This is a genomic window from Arthrobacter sp. SPT-J7, from assembly GCF_059089965.1.
The window spans coordinates 1-20,820 of record NZ_JBNHFF010000004.1; the positions used below are offsets into that span (position 1 = coordinate 1).

Sequence of the window (20,820 nt, forward strand, 5' to 3'; positions counted from 1 at the left end):
GGGCTGTTCGCCCATTAAAGCGGTACGCGAGCTGGGTTTAGAACGTCGTGAGACAGTTCGGTCCCTATCCGCTGCGCGCGCAGGAAATTTGAGAAGGTCTGTCCTTAGTACGAGAGGACCGGGACGGACGAACCTCTGGTGTGTCAGTTGTACTGCCAAGTGCACCGCTGATTAGCTACGTTCGGATTGGATAACCGCTGAAAGCATCTAAGCGGGAAGCCGGCTTCAAGATGAGATTTCCATCCCCCTCGGGGGGAGAGGACCCCAGCCAGACCACTGGGTTGATAGGCCGGATGTGGAAGCGAGGACGAAAGACTCGTGAAGCTGACCGGTACTAATAGTCCGACAACTTACACCACACCACCCCTAAGGGGTGGGTGATCAAAACGAAGCTACGCGTCCGCTATGTGGTTCCCAGACAACAACCCTTTGTCCCGGGAACAAACAATTGAATACAGTTCCAAGCACAAGCTTGTAACCACCAGATTTGCCGCCCAGGCAACCCTCTCAACCGGGGGCCGGGGCGTGCACGAAGGGTTACGGCGGTCATAGCGTGGGGGAAACGCCCGGTCCCATTCCGAACCCGGAAGCTAAGGCCCACAGCGCCGATGGTACTGCACTCGGGAGGGTGTGGGAGAGTAGGTCACCGCCGGACACTCATTAAAGGGAAGGCCCCGCCAACGACGGCGGGGCCTTCCCCGTTTAACCACCAAAACACTACGCCCCTGTCGCAGGCATGGCCCGCGGGCGTAGCATGCACGTCATGGGCGACGACGAACTGCTCCGCCGCACGGCCGAACTTGCCGCGGACTACCTGCGGTCGCTGCCGGAACGCCCGGTCAAAACGGGCATGGACGTTGCCGGGCTGCGGCAGGAACTGGTCGGCCAACTGCCGCAACGGGGCGAGGACCCGCGGAAAGTCCTTGAGCAGCTGGCCGACGTCGGCGGGCGGGCCGCCGTGGCGATGGCCGGGCCGCGCTACTTCGGCTTCGTGATTGGCGGTGCCCAGCCTGCAGCCCTAGCCGCCGACTGGCTGACGTCCACGTGGGATCAGAACGCCGGACTGTACGTGGCCGGCCCGGCCGCCTCGGTGGTGGAAGAGGCTGTGGGCCAGTGGCTGCTGGACCTGTTCGGACTGCCGTCGGATTGCGGCTTCGGGCTGGTTACCGGGTGCCAGATGGCCCACTTCACGTGCCTGGCGGCGGCGCGCACGGCCGTCCTGGAACGTGCTAGCTGGGATGTGGTCAGCGACGGGCTCTTTGGCGCACCGGAGATCGCCGTCGTCGTCGGAGAAGAAGCCCACAGCACAGTGTTGTCGGCCCTGCAGTATCTGGGACTTGGGCGCCGCCGCATCCACTTGGCCGACACGGACGAGCAGGGCCGGATCACCCTGGAATCACTCGACGCGGTGCTGGAACGGATCCCCGAGAGTGTGCCACTGATTGTGAACCTGCAGGCTGGCAACGTGAACACCGGCTCCTTTGATCCCCTCCGGGCGGCGGTGGAACGCGTGCGACGGCGGGAGGGCGCCTGGGTGCACGTGGACGGGGCCTTCGGGCTGTGGGCCGCGGCCAGCCCAGAGTTCCGGCATCTGCTGGACGGTGTTGAACTGGCGGACTCGTGGGCCACCGACGCGCACAAGTGGCTCAACGTCCCCTACGACTCCGGGATCGCTATTGTCCGCGACTCCGATGTGCACCAGCGCACCATGTCCCCGCCACACGCCGCCTACCTGGAGTACGGGCAGGAGCGGGACGAGGTGGCCTGGGTGCCGGAGTTCTCCCGGCGGGCCCGTGGTTTCCCGGCCTACGCCGCGCTGCGGACGCTTGGTCGCGACGGAGTGGCGGACCTGGTCGGGCGGTGCTGCGCGCTGGCTCAACGGATGGCCGGACAACTGGCCGACGCCGAGGGCGTCCAGATCCTGAACGATGTGGTGCTCAACCAAGTCCTGGTCCGGTTCACGCCGGAAGACGGCTCCGATCCGGACGAATACACCCGGGGACTGGTTCACCGGGTACAGGACGAGGGCACGCTGTGGCTGTCCGGGACCACCTGGCACGGGCAGTCCGCGATGCGTATCAGTGTCAGTAACTGGTCCACCACTGAAGAAGACGCCGACCGTAGCGTGGAGGCCATCCTGCGCTGTGCCCGGTGAGGGTCGCCGCGGCGTTAGAGATCAGCCCGAGCCGGCATACCGCCGTCGTACCGGCGGAATCCGCGAGATGGCCACCGCACGTGAGCCGGCGCACCGGCGTCGTACTCTGAATGCAACGTTCCCACCTGCGCCGATGAGTTGACGTTAGGTAGGCTGGAAGTACACACGCCGCCAGCAAGACGGGAGCGCATCATGAAGATCAGCGTCGGACAGCTCAACCCGAGCGGTGACGTGTCGGAGAACCTCGCGACGGCGCGATCGCTTGCGGAAGAGGCCAAGGCCGACGGCGCGGAACTGCTCGTCCTGCCGGAAGAGTCGATGTTCACCGTGCGGCACGTGGAGGGCGATCTGGCCGCAGCGGTGGACTCCAACTGGACCACGTTCGTTCAGCAGTTGTCCTTCATTGCCGCCGAAGTCGGGATCGCGATCATCGCCGGCGGCTACGAATCCAGCGGCGAGGAGCGGCCGTACAACACGCTGGTGATCGTCGATTCCAGCGGCCGGATTGTGGACACCTACCGCAAGCTGCACCTGTACGACGCGTTCTCCTACCAGGAGTCCAAACGCATCAAGCCCGGCGACGGCGGCCTCAAGCTCGTGCAGATGGGGGAGCTGAACATCGGCGTGCTCACTTGCTACGACCTGCGCTTCCCCGAGTTGGCGCGGGCACTGGCCTCGCAGGGGGCGGACCTGCTGTGCGTGCCGGCCGCCTGGTTCAAGGGCGACCACAAGATCGAGCACTGGGAAACGCTGCTGCGTGCCCGCGCCATCGAGAACACCTGCTGGGTGGCTGCGGCCGGGACGTCGAGCACCAACACCGTGGGGCATTCGGCGATCCTGGATCCGATGGGGATTCCGGTGGCTTACCTGGACGACGAGCTGCGCGGCGTGGTCACCGTTGACGTGACCCGGCGACGGATCGACGAGGTGCGCGAGTTCCTGCCCGTGTTGAAAAACCGGCGGCTCGCCAGCACGGTGGAGATCGTCGCGGCGCACTGACGCCGAAGGACTGCACACCTTCCAACGGTGGGCAGTTCCCTGGCACGAGAAGAGCCCAGGCCCCGGATTTCTCCGGGGCCTGGGCTCTTTCTGGTTGAGGCGGCTATTTACCGTCCGGTCCGGAAGGACCAGCTGGTTGCAGACAGCCCGTTACCGGAGGCATCCTTGATGCTGCTGCTGAGCCGTACCTTATAGGTGGCGTTAGCCTTCAACTTGCTCGACGGATTCAGGGTCGCCGTCTTGGTGCGCGAGTTGTAGCTGACCTTGGCCGAAACCGTCTTGCCGTTGCTGTCGACCAGCTTGAAGCTGGACCGGCTGACTCCGGAGACTGCTTCGCTGAACTTCACGTAGACGTTGCCGCTCCGGCTGACCGACTTGGCTCCGGCTGCGGGGGTCCGCTTGGACACCGTGGGCCGGCTCTCCGTCTTGAAGCTCCAGCTGGAAGCTGTCAGGCGGTTGCCGTTGACGTCGGTGATGCCATTGCTGAGGCGCACCGTGAAGCGGGTGCTGCTCGGCAGGATCGCCTTCGGGTCCACCGTGGCCGTGCGCTTCGCAGCGTCGTACTTGACGGTGGCCGGTACCAGCTTGCCCGCGGAGGTCTTCAGCGTCACTGTGCTGGCGCTGACGCCCTTGACCGGTTCGCTGAACTTCACCGTCAGGTCCCGGTTGGTGGCCACGTTGGTGCCGTTCACCGCCGGGGTCCGCCCGGTGATGGCCGGTGGGACTTCGGTGGTGAAGTTCCAGGTGGTTGCTGGAAGGGCGTTGCCCTGCAGATCCCGGATGCCATTGGTCAACGTCACGGTGTACGTGCGGCCGGCCAACAGGTTGGCGTTCGGGTTGAGCGTGGCCGTCCGGGTTGTGGCGTCGTAGCTGACGACTGCGATTACTGCCGTGCCGGCCGAGTTGGTTACCCGGAACGTGGTGCCGCTGACGCCGGTGACTGGTTCGCTGAACGTAGCGGTGATGTTGCTGTTGGTGGCCACGTTGCTGGCGTTCGCCGCCGGGGTACGTCCAGTGACCGACGGAGCGGGTCCGGCAGTGGTGAAGTTCCAGGTGGTGGCCGGAAGGGCGTTGCCCTGCAGGTCCCGGATGCCGTTGGTCAACGTCACGGTGTACGTGCGGTCGGCCAGCAGGTTGGCGTTCGGGTTGAGCGTGGCCGTCCGGGTTGTGGCGTTGTAGCTGACGATTGCGCTTACTGCCGTGCCGGCCGAGTTGGTTACCCGGAACGTGGTGCCGTCGACGCCGGTGACCGGCTCGCTGAACGTAGCGGTGATGTTGCTGTTGGTGGCCACGTTCCTGGCGTTCGCCGCCGGGGTACGTCCAATCACCGACGGAGCGGGTCCGGTAGTAGTGAACGTCCACGTGGTAGGTGCGAGTGTGTTGATCGATCTGTCCCGGATGCCGTTGGTCAACGTCACGGTGTACGTGCGGTCGGCCAGCAGGTTGGCGTTCGGGTTGAGCGTGGCCGTCCGGGTTGTGGCGTCGTAGCTAACGACTGCGTTTACTGCCGTGCCGGCCGAGTTGGTTACCCGGAACGTGGTGCCGCTGACGCCGATGACCGGTTCGCTGAACGTAGCGGTGATGTTGCTGTTGGTGGCCACGTTGGTCGCCCCGGCAGCAGGAGCGCGGTCAGTCACCGTGGGTGCCGTGGTGTCCGTCAGGTCAACGGTCTGGTCGGTGAACCGGAGCTGCTCGACGTTGGTGATGGTGTCCGTGCCGTCGTCCCCGGTACCGCGGGTGTGGGCGACAGTAGTGACTCCCTTGGTGGTGGTGATGTCGTATTCATCCCGTGCGCCTGAGAAGTTGGCGGTATCGATGTCAGTCGACGCCGCGCTGTTGAGGATTTCCCTGACGATGACAACGTTGCCCGGGTCAATCTTGCCGGCCATGATGTCGGCCTGGATGTCCTTCAGGGTGGTGACGGACTTGATTTCCGTACCCTGAGCGTCGCGGACGCTCAGACGGACGTTCAGCCATTTGTCGCCATCGATGATGTCATCCGCGCCGTTGCCCCAGATCTGGTCGCTGCCGGATCCGCCGATGATGATGTTGCCTTCGCCGAAATCGGTGGCACCGGCGGGGAGCAGATCGGCCAAACCGGCAATCCGCTTGATTCCCTCAGCATCGAGCGTATTGCTCAGGCCGGGTACGGCGACCTCGTTGTCGGGGTCGGATGGAGCAACGTCATCACCGCGCAGGACGTCGTCCTTGTTCCAGCCGGAGAGGGCTTCGACCAGCAGGAACCTGTCTTTGAGGGCGTTGGGTCCTTCGACAACGATCATGCGCATGTCGGAGTCCGCGGCTTCGACGGACCGTGCATGGGTCACCCAGTCGAAGCCGTACACGCCGTGGTTGCGTTCAATGCCAGGACCGGCGACCATGATGTCGTCGCCGCCCTCGGCGTCGTAGTCGTCCTCGCCGCTGTCGCCAATGAGGACGTCGTGGCCGGGGTTGTTGATGTCGTCGAAGAACGGAGCACCGCTGTCGCCCTGAAGCAGGTCGTTGGCGTTGCCACCTTCCTGCCAGTCATCGCCGCCGCCGCCGAATACCGTGTCCGGGCCGTCGCCGGCAATGACCAGGTCGTCGCCCTCGCCGGCGAACGTCTGGTTGCCGTTGAGACCGCCGTTGGAGAAGTCGTCGCCGTCGCCGGACATGACGACATCCAGTCCGGGACCGGCGTCGATCGCGTCGTTCCCGGGCCCGCCCTTGAGCACGTCGTCCCCGTGGGAGTCGGTGATCCGGTCGTTGCCGGCGCCGCCAAGGATGGTGTCTGCGCCGTCGTTGCCTTCGATCACGTCGTCGCCGCCGTTGCCCCAGACGGTGTCATTGTCGATGCCGCCCCAGATCCGGTCGCTCCCGTCGGCGCCGTCGGCGTCGTCCTTGCCGTTGTAGGTCGCCTGGGCGTTGAGGCCCGGACGGTCCACGCTGTTGGAGACGCGGTAGCGGATGGTGCCGTCGGCCATGCGGAGCAGCAGCGCTGACTCGTCACAGGCGGAGGTGGGGTCATCGGCCACGTTGTTGCCCGAGGTGTGGACTATATTGCCCATCTCGAACTCGCAGTCCGCGACGCCGAAGACATCCGCCTTGAGAGCGGCGGCATCGGTATTGCGCATCACCAGCTCGGCCATGGAGTTGCCTTCAAGCTGGGTCCGCAGGTTCAGGCCGGAAGTGCGGGACAGGTAGTAGAGCCGGTCGCCGTCCTGCAGGTCCGTCATCTGGCGTTCGAAGATGTAGTTGAAGGTGGAACCGAGCAGGCCGCCGAAGAGGTTCTGCGCCTCGGCGAGGCCGCCCACCCACAGATCAACCGTGTCCAGGCCGGTCTTGGAAGCGGCGCCGTTGTTCTCCCATTCGCCGTTGCTGTTGACGAAGTCATAGGCATCGTCCGGGGTTTCCGCCGCCGGATCCGGGTTCATGTCGAAGAGCTTCTGCGCGGCCGCGCGCTTGGCGTCAATCGTCGTGGCCCCGGTGATGCTGGGGTGTGTGCCATAAGCGGCCATGAAGTTGACCACCGAATCCGGGTGCTTCAGCGCCTGTCCAAAGTCGACCCAGCTGCTGTAGGGCTTCAGCGACGACTCGCTTGTTTTCGCGTACAGGTCCTTGCGGAAATTGTTCAGCGAGGGAACGCCGGTGTCCCGTCCGCGGGCGATGTTGAGCGCAGCCAGGTCGAGAGGCAGGCCGAGCACGCTGTTGCGCAGCGTGTCGGTGACGAACTCGTCGAGCTCTGCGCCCACCTGGTCTGTCATGCCCATGGCAATCGCGCCGGCGGCCTGCTCTGGCGTCATCGTGCTCTCGCCGTTGGCGTAGTAGGCCGGCGGATTAAGGAAGGCGTCCAGCAGCGGGAGGCCAATATCGGCGCCGTTGTTGGTCTTCCGGTCCACCGTGTCAGTCAGCATTGAGTGTCCGAAACGGTAGGTCGCATGCGCGAACTCCGCATGGATCGCCGGGTCGATGCCGGTGTCGGACTGGGTGAAGACGTTGAACGGATTGATGCCGGGCTGGATCTTCCGAGCGAAGTCCTCGAAGACGATGTGCTGATATTCCATCTCCGTGACGAACCGGGCGGCCTGGAAGAGACGCTCACCGTTCCATTCACCGTTGGGCAGCTTCCACTCGTTCAGGTCCAGGTTCAGGGAGGTCAGCAGGTCTTCCATGTAGGTAACCAGTCGGTTGTGCTCCGAATGGAAGACCTGGTGGACGGCGGTGAGTCCGATGTTCTCGTTCACGCGTCCGTCACCGGCGATGAAGTGCGCGTTGAGCATTTCGTCGTCATAGGTGCCGGCGGCCTGCGTGCCGCTCGTGGGGGTGATGTCGGTGTCGCCGTCGGCAGACAGGGCCCCACCTCGTGAGTCGAACGGGGCCGCGTTGTGCGAAATGTCGTCCAAGAACGCAATGCCAATCCGCTGGACATTGGTTGGCGGCGCCACGGGAACTTCCAGATTTCCTTCTACGAACTGCTTGTCCTGGGTGATGTACTGCGGCAAGCCGTTAGGGCCACGCAGGAAGCGCCCGTACTGGTCAGTGGCCAGCATCGGGATGTTCACGACGTCCTTGTCGGAGAGCTTCAGGCCGAGCAGGGACGCGGCCTGGTCCTTGATATCTGCCCAGGTCGCCATACCGCCGGGGCCGCCCTCAAGCAGTTCGCCGGTCGAGACCGGGTCACCGTTTTCGTTCAGGTCGTACTCGCGCAGGAAAACGTGGTGAGAGGGGTTCGAGGAGTACGTCTGGCTCTGGTCAACCCACGGGGAATCCGTGTTTGTGGCTTCCTGGATATCGTCCGGCGTGCCGAGCACGCCGTCGGGCCCGGGCTGGTTCTCCGCCCGGTTGAGCATCATGAAATTCGGGCTTCCTGGTGCCGGGTTGTACAACGGATCGCCAGGTAGCAGGGGCATCATCACGACGTTGCTCGTCTTCTTGGTGAAATCGATGCCGTGGTCGAAGAACTGGCCGAACAGGGCAAAGAAGCCGTTGTATGGCGGCGAAAGCCCAAAGTCGGTGGTGACATTCGGGATGTCGAGTGTCTCGCCCTCGGGCACGCAGCCTTGGGGCAGGTTATCGGCTTCGCAGGGAACCGCCGTCGGACCGTCGTTCACCGTCCGGTGCGCCTTGCCGGCAGCAGCGATCGCGGCCGGGTTGCTGGAGGTCTGGTCAACGATGACATTGCTGATGAAGCGGGGGTCGGAGTCCTGCATCAGCGGCACGTTGACCGACTTGTACGACTTTCCCCCGGAAGCGGTCCGCCACTCCGGTTCTGCCAGCCGCGGGAACGGCAGGCTGGAGGAACCGTAGTGCCCCTGATTGGGCACCAGGTTGTTATCAGTTCCGTCCACGGTGCGCAGCCCATAAGGCAACAGGGGATTGGCGATCTGGTTGGGCCCGGGGCCGAGGAGCGGCTGGCCCGCCACGGGCTTACCCTCGGCATCTTCTTTGGTGGCGTGGTTCTCCGCGATCTTGATTTGCTTCAGGATGAACCGCATGTCCCCTGCATTGAGGGTCAGGCCCTGGCCCACCGGCGCTGCCAACGCGGCGGGAGCCAAGGCCGAGGGCAGCACGCCCGCGCCCAGCACCAGCGCAGCCAGCCCGGCTGTGACTTTTTGGGGGACGGATGGCTTCCCCCTTTGGGCACGTTCGGTGCCCCTCCTGTGTTTTGGATGGGCGGATTTCTTGAACATCATGACTCCCCTAGTCGTGTTGTGTGGCTGGCCACAGCATCTGACGAGGACCTTGGGGAAATCCTTGGAGGCGTCTACAGTCACCCCGGGGCAGGAATCAGGGCAGCAAAAAGCCCGCCTCAGGCCTCCGCTCTCCGACTGGAGGGCGGGGGACCAGGGGCGGGCTTTCAGCTGCCGGCGGCGGCGTGATTGCTGACCGGCGTGGCCTCAGACGAGCGTCCTCTAAGCGGTCAACTGCCGCTTGGAGGAGATGACGCCGGTGTCGAACCCAGCCAGATGCAGGCCGCCATGGAAGCGGGCGTGCTCAATCTTCACGCAACGGTCCATCACTACGTTCAGGCCGGCGGCCTCGGCCTTGGCCGCAACCTCCTCGTGCCAGGAGCCCAGCTGCAGCCAGATGGTCTTGGCACCGACGGCCAGGGTTTCCTCCAGCACGGTGGGCAGGTCATCGTGCTTACGGAACACGTCCACCAGGTCGGGCACCTCCGGCAGATCGGCCAGCGACTTGTACACCGGCTGGCCCAGGATCTCCTTGGCCACCGGGTTCACAAAGTAGACCTTGTACGGCGAGCTGGAGAGCAGGTAGGTGGAGACGAAGTAGCTGGCCCGGCTGGGCTTGTCCGAGGCGCCGACGATGGCGATCGACTTCGTGTTGCGCAGGATGTTCAGCCGTTCGGGGGCAGACGGTCCCACCCAGGTCCGTTCTGAGGTCGCGGTCACTTGGCGGCTCCTTCTTCGGCTTCAATCAGTTCTTCCACGGACTCAACTACGCGCGTTCCAGGTTCTGTCCGGGCGGCTCGCGCTGCCGGAATCGTGCAGGACTCACCGGCATAGCTGGGCGAGGCGAACTCGGAGGTGTCGAACGCGTCGTCCTCATGGTCGCGGCTGGGGCCGTGCTCGGTGCCGGCCTGCTGCGATGCCGTCAGCGCTTGGTCGAGGTCCCAGAGGATATCGTCCACGTCTTCCAGCCCCACGGAGATGCGGATCAAGTCCTCGGGCACGCCGGCGGCAACGAGCTGGTCGGCGGTGAGCTGCTGGTGCGTGGTTGATCCGGGGTGCAGCACCAGAGTGCGGGCATCGCCGATGTTGGCCAGGTGGCTGGCCAGCTGCAGCGACTCGATGAACTTCTGACCTGCCTCGCGGCCGCCCTTGACGCCGAAGCTGAACACGGAGCCCACGCCCTTGGGCAGGTACTTCCGGCCGCGCTCGTAGTGCGGGTGCGCGGGCAGGCCTGCGTAGCTGACCCAGGAGACCCGCTCGTCGGCTTCCAGCCACTCGGCCACCTTGCGGGCGTTGGCCAGGTGCTCGTCCATCCGCTGCGCCAGCGTTTCCACGCCCTGCAATAGCTGGAACGCGGACTGCGCGGACAGCGACGGTCCGATGTCGCGCAGCTGCTCGGAGCGCAGTTTGGTGAGGAATCCGTACTCGCCGAAGTTGCCCCACCAGGACACATTGCCGTAGCTGGGCACCGGCTCGGTCATCTGCGGGAACTTGCCGTTGCCCCAGTTGAAGCGACCGGATTCGACGACGACGCCGCCCAGCGTGGTGCCGTGCCCGCCCAGGAACTTGGTGGCGGAGTGGATCACGATGTCCGCGCCGTGCTCGATCGGCCGGATCAGGTAGGGAGTGCTCAAGGTGGCGTCCACCACCAGGGGGATGCCGGCGTCGTGCGCCACCGCCGCCAGGCCGGCCAGATCGGCGATGTCGCCGGACGGGTTCGCCACGATCTCGGTGTAGACCGCCTTGGTGTTCTCTCCGATGGCCGCGGCGAAGTCGGCCGGGTCGGTGGAGTCGACGAACGTGGTTTCCACGCCAAACCGGCGCAGCGTCACGTCCAGCTGGGTGATGGTGCCGCCGTAGAGCTTGGACGAGGCCACAATGTGGTCGCCCGCGCCGGCCAACGCCGCGAAGGTGATGAACTCGGCGGCCATGCCCGACGCTGTCGCCACTGCACCGATGCCGCCCTCGAGCGAGGCAATGCGCTCCTCGAACGCGGCCACCGTGGGGTTGCCGATGCGCGAGTAGATGTTGCCGTACTTCTGCAGCGCGAAGAGGTTCGCGGCGTCGTCGGTGTCCTTGAACACGAACGACGTGCTCTGGTAGATCGGTACGGCCCGGGCGCCGTGCTCGGCGTCGGGCGTGCCGCCGGCGTGCAGGGCACGGGTGCGGAAACCGAATGTGCGTTCAGCCATCAGGCAGCTCCTTCAAACTTAGGTTCCCGAGGCAATGACGGTCCTGCGGCGCGACCAGATGCGGCGGCGCCATCCGGATCAAAGATTGCTTGCGCTCTCTCCATCGCTTCTGGCGGTAGCACCTTTCCGGCGGGCCGGATGGTTGCTGCGGTGTCAAAGAGCCAGATCTCTCAACCGCTCGGGATGGTCCCGTCCATTCTCGCAACTTCCGCAGCCGCGGCCAAAATTGTTGAGCCGCGTTGCGTGCCGCCTTGCATTCCCAGTACGACGGCGGTGCGAGTGCCCGGTGGTCGACCAAGCGAGCGCCAGCGAGCGCGTGGAGACCCGGGTGCTGACCGGCCGAGCCTTGATGCTGGCCCCCTTCGTCGGTCTCCGGCGGTGCGCGGAACGGGCGCGCGAAGGACGCTGTGCCCTTTGATGGACGGCTGTGGGCGCCGACTGCATACTAACCTCATGGCAGTCATGGACGTTCCGGTTGCCGCCCTCGCTCAAGAATCCATAGAACGAGGCCGTCCGCATCTCGACCCTGACCGGGTGGCGTACTACCTCGAGCATCTCGATGAAGCCACGCCTGTTGTCATCTTTGATGTCGACGGAGTCCTGCTGCTCGCGGACGGGCACCATCGCGTTGCTGCCGCCCGGCAGTTGGGCCGATCGACGGTGAAAGCCGACGTGCGAAAGGGGCTGCGCGGCGAGGCCATGGAGTACGCCATCACCGTGGCGCAACGGCAACGCGGGCTCACGCGGCAGCAAGTGCTGGACGCCATTGCACGGCGTGTGCGCCCAGGGCAATGACCGCCGTCGCGGCTTCCGGCGAGTCCGCCACAACCGAGCCCGCGCGATCGACCGGTCTCGGCCGCGGCCCCACCGCCCAGCCCGGTCTCACGTAGATTGGAGTTATGGCTGACCTTACGGCGCTGCAGCGCCTCGCACAGGAACACGGCGTAGGCATTACCTTCCGCGGTTGGGACGGCGGCGAGAAGGAAGTCAGCCCTGCGACGCTGGTTTCCGTCCTCACCGCGCTGGGCGTTCCCTGCGCAACGGACGACGACGTCACTGCCTCCTTGCTGGCCGCGGAACTGGCTCCGTCACAGGCCACGCTGCCGCCCGCCGTCGTCATTCGCCGAGGTACTGCCACCGAGGTTCCGGTCAATGTCCGTGCCGGTGGCCGCCCGCAGGTGTGGGTTTTGTTGGAGGACGGATCGCGGCGCGCGGTGCAGGTGGTGGCCGCCGGGTCGGAGGACGAGCAAGGTGACCCGCATCTTCGTCTGGCCGCCGTTGTGCCGGCTGACCTCCCGCTGGGCTGGCACACTCTGGAACTGGCCCTGGATGTGGACGAGCAGGGCGCTGGCGGCGAGGTCGCGGAATCCTCCGGCAACTGGACGCGGTGCGCGCTCGTGGTCACTCCGCCGCGGCTCACCACCGCCGACCGGCTTCCCCGGACGTGGGGCGTGATGGCTCAGCTGTACTCCGTTCGCTCGCGGTCGTCTTGGGGCGTCGGCGACTTGGACGACCTCGCCCGCCTTGCCGAAACGGCCGCCGCCCAGGGTGCCGGCTTCGTGCTGATCAATCCGCTGCACGCAGCACAACCGAAGCCGCCGGTGGAGCCCTCGCCCTACCTGCCCGCGACGCGCCGGTTCTTCAATCCGCTGTATCTGCGGGTGGAGGACGTTCCCGAAGCCCGCGACGTCCCCTTGGTCAACATGTTCCAGGACGCCAACCTGGACGCCGGCATTCTGGACCGTGACCCCATTTTTGCCGCGAAGCTGCAAGCGCTGGAAGTGGTCTTCGCGGTGCCCAGATCCCGTGAACGGCAACAGCTATTCGAAGCCTTCCGCGCGCGGGAAGGCGACGGGCTGGAGCGCTTTGCCTTGTGGTGTGCCCTCACCGAGACTCTGCCGGCCGGCGCGCCCGAGTGGTCCGACCCGGCGTTCATCGAATCGCAGCGCACCGCGCTGAAAGACCGCATCGAGTTCCACCAGTGGCTGCAGTGGCTGTGCGACGAGCAACTCGAGACCGCGCAGCGCCGGGCCATCGACGCGGGAATGAACATCGGCATCGTGCATGATCTCGCGGTCGGCGTCCACCCCGCGGGGGCCGACGCATGGTACTTGCAGGATGTCTTGGCGCCCGGTGTATCGGTGGGCGCGCCGCCGGACATGTTCAACCAGCAGGGCCAGAATTGGTCCCAGCCGCCCTGGCATCCCCGCCGCCTCGCCGAAACCGGCTACGCCGCCTACCGGGACATGCTGCGGACCATCCTGCGGCACGCCGGAGGCATCCGCATAGACCACATCCTCGGGCTGTTCCGGCTGTGGTGGATTCCCGTCGGCGGCACGCCCGGCGAAGGCGCCTACGTCTATTACGACCACGAAGCTCTGATCGGCATCCTGGCGCTGGAAGCCGAACGGGCCGGCGTCGTCGTTGTTGGCGAAGACCTTGGTGTTTTCGAACCCGGGGTACAGGACTACCTGGCCGAGCGAGGCATCCTGGGCACCTCCATTCTGTGGTTCGAGTACGACGGCATCAGCCCGCGCCCGCCGGAGAGCTACCGCCGCTTCTGCCTCACCAGCGTCACCACCCACGACCTGCCGCCCACAGCCGGCTACCTCGCGGGCGAGCATGTGGCGCTGCGCGAATCACTGGGCCTGCTGAACCGGCCGGTGGAGGAGGAGCGCGCCCTGGACCAGGCAGCGCAGGACTCCGTGCTCTCGCTGGTGCGCTCGCGGGTTCCGGCTGCTGCAGGGAATGACGGCGGCGCCGGCAGCGCAGGCGTGCAACGCACCGTTGAGGCGCTGCACGAGTTCATCGCGCAGACCCCGTCGGTGTTGCTGGGAGTTGCCCTCACGGATGCAGTGGGGGAGCGGCGAACCCAGAACCAGCCGGGCACCGCCGACGAATACCCCAACTGGCGCATTCCGCTGGCCGGACCGAATGGCGAGCCCATCCTGATCGAGGACCTGGCCGGCAACCAGCGGTTCCAGTCGCTGGCCCGTATCATGCGGGAACTGTAGGCGGGCCGGCGCGCGGCGTGCAGGCGGGCTCAGCGCGCGCCGTCACAACCTTGCGAGCAGCGCCTCGCCGGTTTCGGCCCTTCGGTAGAACACTTCGCGGCCGGACCGCATGGTGGCCGCCAGACCGCTCTCGGACATCACCTTCAGATGCTCGTTGACCGTCCCGGCGGCGAGGTCCAAGCAGCGGGCGAGCTGCGTCGTCGTCATCGGTACATCAAGTTGCGCGAGGATCTGCGCGCGGGTCTTGCCGAGCAGCCGTGCGACCGGACTGTGCGTTGCCTCGCGGCTGGCTTCCCAGAGCCGGCCGACGCCGCGCGGCGCGTAGGTCAGCGTGGGCACGAACGGCCGGACGTTGAGCACCAACGTGTTGGGCCAGACGAACGCGTTCGGCACCAGCAGCAGCCCGCCGCCGGGTTCGGGCACGTCGTCCGCGTCGCAGCCGCGCATGATTTCCAGACCGGTGGGCGTGGGGCGGACGCTGGGGTGCAGGCTCTTGAACACCTCGAGGATGCCGTCGCGCGCCAGCTGGGCCAGGCGGCTGTCGATGTCCGCCAGCAGCAGGGAGCGCAGGCGCGGCCATACGGGTTCGATGGCGGTGCGCCAGTACCACTCGAGGGCGGTAGTGATGCGCGGGATGCCGGCGTCGATGTCTTCGGCGAGCCGCTGCAGTTCCTCGCGGGCGTAGTCGGCCGGGCTTTGGCTCAACAGGTGGGTGACATCGCGCTGCCACACCTCGGGTGGCACATTGGCGACGGCGGCGAGGCCCTCGGCGAACGTGCCTTGGTACTTCGGGGTAGGAGTGATGGAGTCAGCCAGGAAGCCCTTCGGAGGGACCAGCGCGGTGAGCAGGCGCAGGTGGTCGCGGGCCTGCGGGTCGGCCGACTCGGCGATGCGGCGCTTGGTAACCTCGATCCAAGGCCGGTGGATGGGCGTCCCAACCTGCAGCGCTCGCAGGCTGGCGACTGTTTCGCCCAGCGGCGCCGCCTCGAACCGGACCTTGGTCAGGTCCTCGCTGCTGAGCGTGATGTGCATGGGAACAGCGTAAGGTTGCCGGTCAGGTCCGTCGAGGATTCGGGGTGGACCGAATCGTGGTGGCGGCGGGTTTCGGGAAGTGCGCCGTCCGTCTTCCACATGGGGCTTATCCGAAGCTGGTCCGGTTCTTCACTGGGCGTCGGGTTTATTCCCGATTCGGGTTCTGCCGAATCGTGGCCCTTGTCAGCCAGTGCGCGGACTCTGAAGCCATGACTACTTCAACGCAAACCCGCCACCAGCTCGACGTCGCTGACCGTGCATACCGGTCCGGGGAGTCCTTGATCGGCGCATCCGTGCACCCGGCCAACGCAAGCTTGCGGTCGACCTCGCCGGCGCCGGCTAACGCACCTGGCGGCCCCGATGTCTTAAGCGGGATCCGTCGCGCGGCAAATGCCATGTTCCGTGTGCTTGCGGAAACGTCCCGCAGGCTCAACGCATCGTGGCAAGCCGGCGCCGCCAAAGACGCCCTGATTGAGGAGCACCGCGACAAGGTCCGTTCACAGATCCATCTCTTCGGCGGACGCTACTAACGCAGACCCTAAGGGTCCTTGCGTGCAAGGGCGCCCACAATGGCACGCTCGCTTTTCGTGATTTCTCATGGCCTGCCCCAGGCACTACGCACATTGTCCACAGGGACTGCGACAATCTAGAGATCTGCGTCCGGAGCCTTCATGCTCGTGGCTATGGACGAGGCGATAGCCGGGTACATTGAACGGCGCGGCGGAACGCTCCACATTAGCGAGCTGGCCAAATGCGGTTTTAGTCGAGACCAGCTCCAGTCGGCCATCAAGAGCGGCGCGATCACTGTGCTTCGTCAAGGTGTTGTCGGCACGGAGAACGCGGATGCGAACCTTCGTGTAGCGGTACTGGCCAACGGGTTGATCACCTGCGTCTCAGCGGCTCAGGAACTTGGGCTCTGGACGATCAAAGACCCGGATCGACTGCACCTGTGGACCCTTCATAGCCGGCAGCCTCCGTCCACCATCAAACACCGAGGGGATTTGGTGGGGCGACATCGGTCAGGGAATTACGTGAGCATCCTGGACTGCGTGCTGCATGCCATCCGATGCCGGCCCAGACTGGAGGCCTTGGTCATGGCGGAATCTGCGGTGCGAAGGCGTTCGGTCAACCAAGCCGAACTGCTGGAGTTGCTGCCGGGCAAGCGGAACGGTATTCGACGGGAAGTCGTATGGAGCATCGGCCACGACGCCGATTCACCGCTCGAGATTATCGCCCGTGACATGTTCCGTTCCGTCGGCCTGAAGGTGGAGACCCAGGTACATATTCAGGGGCTGGGGCGGGTGGACATGGTGGTGGAAGGACGGATCATCATAGAACTCGATGGGTTTGACTTCCACTGGAACCGGGAGACTTTCAAGAAAGACCGCAAAAGGAACAACGCCGCCATGCTTAGCGGGTTTCCGACCTTGCGCTACGTCTACGAGGATCTCGTCTTCACGCCCCACAACGTGGTCGCCGAGGTCATGACGATGCTGCGGCGGGTTGCCTGAGCGCCCAAAGTTTACCCCCGGGAGTGGCGCAGCCGGCCGGCTGTCCAAGTTCTGCAGGAACTGTCCATGTTTTGGGAAGGCGTCTGGCGCTGACTAGGGCAAACGCTTAGCGCTCCCCCAAAACATGGACAGCCCGGCTGGTGAAGGCAGTAGGTTCTTACCGTGGCTCGCAGATGGCCTGGATCTCCGCGATGCACGGCTCGTTCTGCAGGGAGGTGGTGTCGCCCAGCGTCGTCCCCTCAAACAACTGGGTCAGCAGTCGCCGCATGATCTTGCCACTCCGGGTCTTGGGCACGTCCGGCACAAAGACCACGTCCCGCGGCTTGGCAATCGGCCCGATCTGCGTGGCCACGTGCTCGCGCAGCGCGGCAACCGCGGCGGCCTGCGCCGGCCCCGCGTCCCCGATCAGCGACTTGTCGCGCGGCACCACAAACGCAGTTGCCGCGTGCCCGGTCTTCGCGTCGTACGTCGGGCACACCCCGGCTTCCACCACGGCCGGGTGCGAGACCAGCGCGGATTCGATCTCGATCGTGGACAGCCGGTGGCCCGAGATGTTGATGACGTCGTCGGTCCGGCCCAGGATCCACGTGTCGCCGTCGGCGTCGAACCGGGCGCCGTCGCCGGCCAGGAACCAGCCCTGCGCCGCGTACTTCTCCCAGTAGGAGCTGAAGTAGCGCTCCGGGTTTCCCCACACAGTCCGGGCCATCGACGGTCCGGTCTTGGTGACCACAATGTTGCCCTGCTGTTCGGCACCCACCCGGGCACCGCCGTCGTCCACAATGTCGGTGGCCAGCCCCGGCAGCGCGCGGGTGGCGCAGCCGGGCTTGAAGGACTCATCCGTCTGCCGCGGCGAGAGCACGGTGGCGCCGGTTTCGGACTGCCACCAGGTATCCACCATGGGAATGCCTGACGACGGGTCCCCGGCAACCAGCGAATCGCGGCCCACCTGGCTGCGCAGCCAGCGCCACGCCTCCGGGTTCACCGCCTCGCCCACGGTGCCGGCCAGGCGGATGGAGGACAGGTCGTATTCGACAGGAATGCCGTCCGGGAACCAGCCCATCAGCGAACGGACCAGCGTGGGCGCGGTGTAGTAGCTGGTCACGCCGTAGCGCTGGATGACCTCGAAGTGCCGGCCGGGGTGCGGGGCGTTCGGCACGCCCTCGTAGATCACCTGGCTGACGCCGTTGCTCAGCGGTCCGTAGATCTCGTAGGTGTGCGCGGTGACCCAGGCCAGGTCCGCGGTGCACCAGTGCACATCGTCGGCGCGCGCCTCCGGATCCGGGTTGCTGAACAGATACGAGTGGCTGAACGACGCCTGCGTCAGATACCCGCCGGTGGTGTGGACCAGGCCCTTGGGCTGGCCGGTGGTGCCGGAGGTGTACATGATGAACAGCGGCGTCTCGGCATCGAACGCCTCCGCCTGATGCTCGCGCGGCTGTGACTCCACCACGTCGTGCCACCAGACGTCGCGGCCTTCCACCCAGTTGATGTCCGTGTGGCCGGTCCGGTTGATCACCAGCACGTGCTCGATCGCGTTGTCGCCAGAAACGGCCTCGTCCGCATTGGCCTTGACTGGGACGGCGGTGCCGCGGCGGTACTGGCCGTCGGTGGTGACCAGCAGCTTGGCGCGCGTGTCCTCCACCCGGAACTTCAGCGCCTCCGCGGAGAAGCCGCCAAACACCAGCGAATGCACCGCGCCGATCCGCGCGCACGCCAGCGTGATGACGATGGTCTCCACCAACACCGGCAGGTAGATGACCACCCGGTCGCCTTTGCCCACGCCCAGCGCCAGCAGCGCGTTGGCGGCCTGTGAGACCAATTCCTGCAGCTCGCGGTAAGTCACGGTGCGGCGGTCGCCGGGTTCGCCCTCGAAGTGCAGCGCCACCTTGTCGCCCAGGCCGGCGGCCACGTGCCGGTCCGCGCAGTTGACCGCAGCGTTGAGCTTGCCGCCGTCGAACCAGCGCAGTTCGGGGCCGCGGCGCGCCTCGGTGTCCACCGGGGTGGCCGAGTGCGCAGTGTGCCACGGCTCGGCCCACTCCAGACGGGCGGCGGCGCGCTCCCAGAACGCAATCCGTTCGGCCTCGGTCTGCGGCTCCGGCCAGGCAGTGACATGGTCGCGGTACGGTGCCGTGCCTTCTTCAAGCACGACGGCGGTGCCTCCGGCGGTGGTCCGGCCGGCGGCGGTTTCGGCTACTTCTATGCCCATCTCTTGACTGCCCATTTCTCCGCGACGCCCAGGAGCGCGTCGGTGATTTTGCCGATGATGGCCAGCAGGACGATGGCCAGCAGCAGCCTGTCCGTGCGGCCGTTGTTCTGCGAGTCCGTGAGCAGGAAGCCCAGACCCATGGAGGAGGCGATCAGTTCCGCCGCGACCAGAAACAGCCAGGCCTGGGCCAGTGCCAGCCGCAGTCCGGAAAACACGGCGGGAACCACGGCCGGCAGCTGCACGGTGGTCAGCAGTTTGACGCCCTTCAGCCCGAATGCGCGGCCGGCTTCAACCAGGTTCTTGTCCACGTGGCGCAGCGCCAGCGAGACCGTGGTGAACACCGGGAAGAACGCGCCGATCATGATCAGCGTGACCTTGGAGTCCTCGCCGATCTTCATCCACAGGATCAGCAGCGGGACCCAGGCCAGCGACGGCACGGCACGCAGCGCGCCAATGGTGGGGGAGAGCAGCACATCGGCAACCTTGGACAGGCCGATCAGCGCGCCGAAGACCAGCCCGAGGGCCGCGCCGAAGGCGAAGCCGAGCAGCACGCGCTGGGTGGAGATGGCCACGTGCTGCGCCAGCTCGCCGCGCTGGAGCAGGTCAACCGCGGCCTCGATGACCGCCCCGGGCGCCGGCAGTTGGACGGAGCTGAACAGGCCGGCCGAGGTGCTCCACTGCCAGGCTGCCAGCACGGCGGCCGGCAGCAGCAGGCCCAGCAGCAGGCGGCTCCAGCCGTTGCCGAGGAGCCCGCCAGCCGCGGACCGGCCGCTGGTCGGGCGCTGGTCCGGCGAGGGATCATTCTGGTGCGGCCGGTCTGCCTCTGCCGTCTTGAGGACGCCGGAGGCTGCCAGGCCTTCCGGGCCGGTGGCGTCAATGCTGTTGCCGGTTGCGCCGGGGTTGCCGAGGTGCGTCATCAGGATTCCTTGATGGCCGACGGATCGGCCTTCTTCACCAGCGAGTCGTCCAGCAGGGTGGCCAGAGCGTCGTCAATGGCGGCCTGGCTCTTCACATCACCGGTCTCGACGAACGCCGGGCCGACCTTCTCCAGCACGGCGCGCTGCTTCTCGCCCGGAGCCGCTTCCACGTCCAGGTTGCTGCGCTCGGAGATCACCTTGGTGGCGACTTCGAGGTCCAGGCCGGCGACGTCGGCCAGAATCTGAGCGGTTTCCTCCGGGTTTTCGGCGGCCCAGGCGCGGGCCTTCTCGTAGGCGTTCACCACGGCCTGGGCGAGCTCCGGCTCTTCCTCCAGGAAGGACTCGGTGGCGTTCAGGAAGCCGTAGGTGCTGAAGTCAAGGTTCCGGTAGAACAGCTCGGCGCCGTCCTTCTCGGCACCGGCCATGATCGGGTCCAGGCCCGACCAGGCGTCGACCGAGCCCTGCTTCAGCGCGGTCAAGCCGTCCGCGTGCTGCAAGTTCTCCACGGTGACGTCGTCAGTGGAGAGGCCTGCTTCTTCCAGCGACTGCAGCAGGAAGAAGTAGGGGTCGGTGCCCTTGGTTGCGGCCACGGACTTGCCCTTGAGGTCCTCGACGGAGTCGATGCCGGAGTCGGGCAGCGAGACCAGTGCGGCCCATTCCGGCTGCGAGTAGAGGCTGATGGTCTTGATCGGCGAACCGTTGGCGCGGGCCAGCAGCGCGGCGGAACCGGCGGTGGAACCGACGTCGACGGCGCCCGAGCGCAGTGCCTCGTTGGCCTTGTTGGAACCAGCCGACTGCAGCCAGTTCACCTCGACGCCGTCGTCGGCCAAGGTAGCTTCCAACCAGCCCTTTTCCTTGATGATCAGGCTCAGCGGGTTGTACGTGGCGAAGTCGATGTTGAGCACACCGTCGCCGGTGCCCTCAGCCGCGCTGGCTTCGGAATCTTCGCCCGCAACGCAACCGGTCAGGGCCAGCGAGGCGGCGACGGCGACGGCGGCCGCGCCGAGGATCGAGCGGCGGGAGAAGCGGCTGGCTATAGACATGATGGTCCCTTCGAACGGTGCGCGGGAACAGGAGAAGCTCCGCGCTTACGGTGGTTACGGGCGCAGGCGGCCCGGGAAATGC

General features: G+C 66.1%; 13 protein-coding genes, 2 rRNA genes and 1 riboswitch. Of the genes, 8 read left to right on the forward strand and 7 right to left on the reverse strand.

Annotated elements, in window-relative coordinates; translation table 11 throughout:
* The 4 genes from AC5RWX_RS07620 to AC5RWX_RS07635 all read left to right on the forward strand — a co-directional run.
* Positions 1-359 (forward strand): 23S ribosomal RNA (locus AC5RWX_RS07620); the annotation flags it as partial.
* Between the two features lie 179 nt (positions 360-538).
* A 5S ribosomal RNA gene (gene rrf, locus AC5RWX_RS07625) occupies positions 539-655 on the forward strand.
* A 108-nt stretch (positions 656-763) separates the two neighbouring features.
* Positions 764-2,155 (forward strand): pyridoxal phosphate-dependent decarboxylase family protein, encoded by a 1,392-nt coding sequence (locus AC5RWX_RS07630; RefSeq protein WP_494097178.1) that lies wholly within the window; start codon positions 764-766, stop codon positions 2,153-2,155.
* A gap of 192 nt (positions 2,156-2,347) precedes the next feature.
* Positions 2,348-3,154 (forward strand): carbon-nitrogen hydrolase family protein, encoded by an 807-nt coding sequence (locus AC5RWX_RS07635; protein ID WP_493945287.1) that lies wholly within the window; start codon positions 2,348-2,350, stop codon positions 3,152-3,154.
* Positions 3,155-3,261: 107 nt separating this feature from the next.
* On the opposite strand, the gene AC5RWX_RS07640 is transcribed toward AC5RWX_RS07635, so the two are convergent.
* The 3 genes from AC5RWX_RS07640 to AC5RWX_RS07650 all read right to left on the reverse strand — a co-directional run bounded on the left by AC5RWX_RS07640 (position 3,262) and on the right by AC5RWX_RS07650 (position 11,015).
* Positions 3,262-8,823, reverse strand: a complete 5,562-nt coding sequence (locus AC5RWX_RS07640) for an Ig-like domain-containing protein (protein WP_494097179.1) — start codon at positions 8,821-8,823, stop codon at positions 3,262-3,264.
* A 222-nt stretch (positions 8,824-9,045) separates the two neighbouring features.
* The gene (locus AC5RWX_RS07645; protein ID WP_493942070.1) at positions 9,046-9,543 is read right to left on the reverse strand and encodes a CoA-binding protein; all 498 of its coding nucleotides are present in this window, start codon (positions 9,541-9,543) and stop codon (positions 9,046-9,048) included.
* Positions 9,540-11,015 (reverse strand): O-acetylhomoserine aminocarboxypropyltransferase/cysteine synthase family protein, encoded by a 1,476-nt coding sequence (locus AC5RWX_RS07650; RefSeq protein ID WP_493942069.1) that lies wholly within the window; start codon positions 11,013-11,015, stop codon positions 9,540-9,542. Before AC5RWX_RS07650 ends, AC5RWX_RS07645 begins: the two co-directional genes overlap by 4 nt.
* A gap of 97 nt (positions 11,016-11,112) precedes the next feature.
* Positions 11,113-11,205: riboswitch (SAM riboswitch) on the reverse strand.
* A gap of 263 nt (positions 11,206-11,468) precedes the next feature.
* Between AC5RWX_RS07650 and AC5RWX_RS07655 the strand changes: the two genes are divergently transcribed.
* Both AC5RWX_RS07655 and malQ read left to right on the forward strand, forming a co-directional pair.
* A complete protein-coding gene (locus AC5RWX_RS07655) occupies positions 11,469-11,810 on the forward strand; it encodes a ParB N-terminal domain-containing protein (protein WP_494097180.1) in 342 nt (113 codons plus the stop codon).
* A 104-nt stretch (positions 11,811-11,914) separates the two neighbouring features.
* Complete coding sequence (malQ, locus tag AC5RWX_RS07660; protein ID WP_494097181.1) at positions 11,915-14,029, forward strand: 4-alpha-glucanotransferase; 2,115 nt, start codon at positions 11,915-11,917, stop codon at positions 14,027-14,029.
* A gap of 42 nt (positions 14,030-14,071) precedes the next feature.
* Here malQ and AC5RWX_RS07665 read toward each other — a convergent pair whose 3' ends face one another.
* Complete coding sequence (locus AC5RWX_RS07665; RefSeq protein WP_494097182.1) at positions 14,072-15,061, reverse strand: ArsR/SmtB family transcription factor; 990 nt, start codon at positions 15,059-15,061, stop codon at positions 14,072-14,074.
* Between the two features lie 209 nt (positions 15,062-15,270).
* Between AC5RWX_RS07665 and AC5RWX_RS07670 the strand changes: the two genes are divergently transcribed.
* Together AC5RWX_RS07670 and AC5RWX_RS07675 are read left to right on the forward strand one after the other, a co-directional pair.
* Entirely contained in the window at positions 15,271-15,591 is a 321-nt protein-coding gene (locus AC5RWX_RS07670; protein WP_493942065.1) for a hypothetical protein, read from the forward strand.
* Positions 15,592-15,744: 153 nt separating this feature from the next.
* Positions 15,745-16,572 carry an endonuclease domain-containing protein gene (locus tag AC5RWX_RS07675; protein ID WP_494097183.1) on the forward strand — a complete coding sequence of 276 codons (828 nt, stop codon included), beginning with the start codon at positions 15,745-15,747 and terminating at the stop codon, positions 16,570-16,572.
* 157 nt (positions 16,573-16,729) lie between these two features.
* On the opposite strand, the gene acs is transcribed toward AC5RWX_RS07675, so the two are convergent.
* The 3 genes from acs to AC5RWX_RS07690 are packed head-to-tail and all read right to left on the reverse strand — an operon-like array spanning position 16,730 to position 20,738.
* A complete protein-coding gene (acs, locus tag AC5RWX_RS07680) occupies positions 16,730-18,793 on the reverse strand; it encodes an acetate--CoA ligase (RefSeq protein ID WP_494097184.1) in 2,064 nt (687 codons plus the stop codon).
* Positions 18,769-19,695 carry an ABC transporter permease gene (locus tag AC5RWX_RS07685; RefSeq protein WP_494097185.1) on the reverse strand — a complete coding sequence of 309 codons (927 nt, stop codon included), beginning with the start codon at positions 19,693-19,695 and terminating at the stop codon, positions 18,769-18,771. Before AC5RWX_RS07685 ends, acs begins: the two co-directional genes overlap by 25 nt.
* A complete protein-coding gene (locus tag AC5RWX_RS07690; RefSeq protein ID WP_494097186.1) occupies positions 19,695-20,738 on the reverse strand; it encodes an aliphatic sulfonate ABC transporter substrate-binding protein in 1,044 nt (347 codons plus the stop codon). Before AC5RWX_RS07690 ends, AC5RWX_RS07685 begins: the two co-directional genes overlap by 1 nt.
* Positions 20,739-20,820 lie beyond the last annotated feature (82 nt).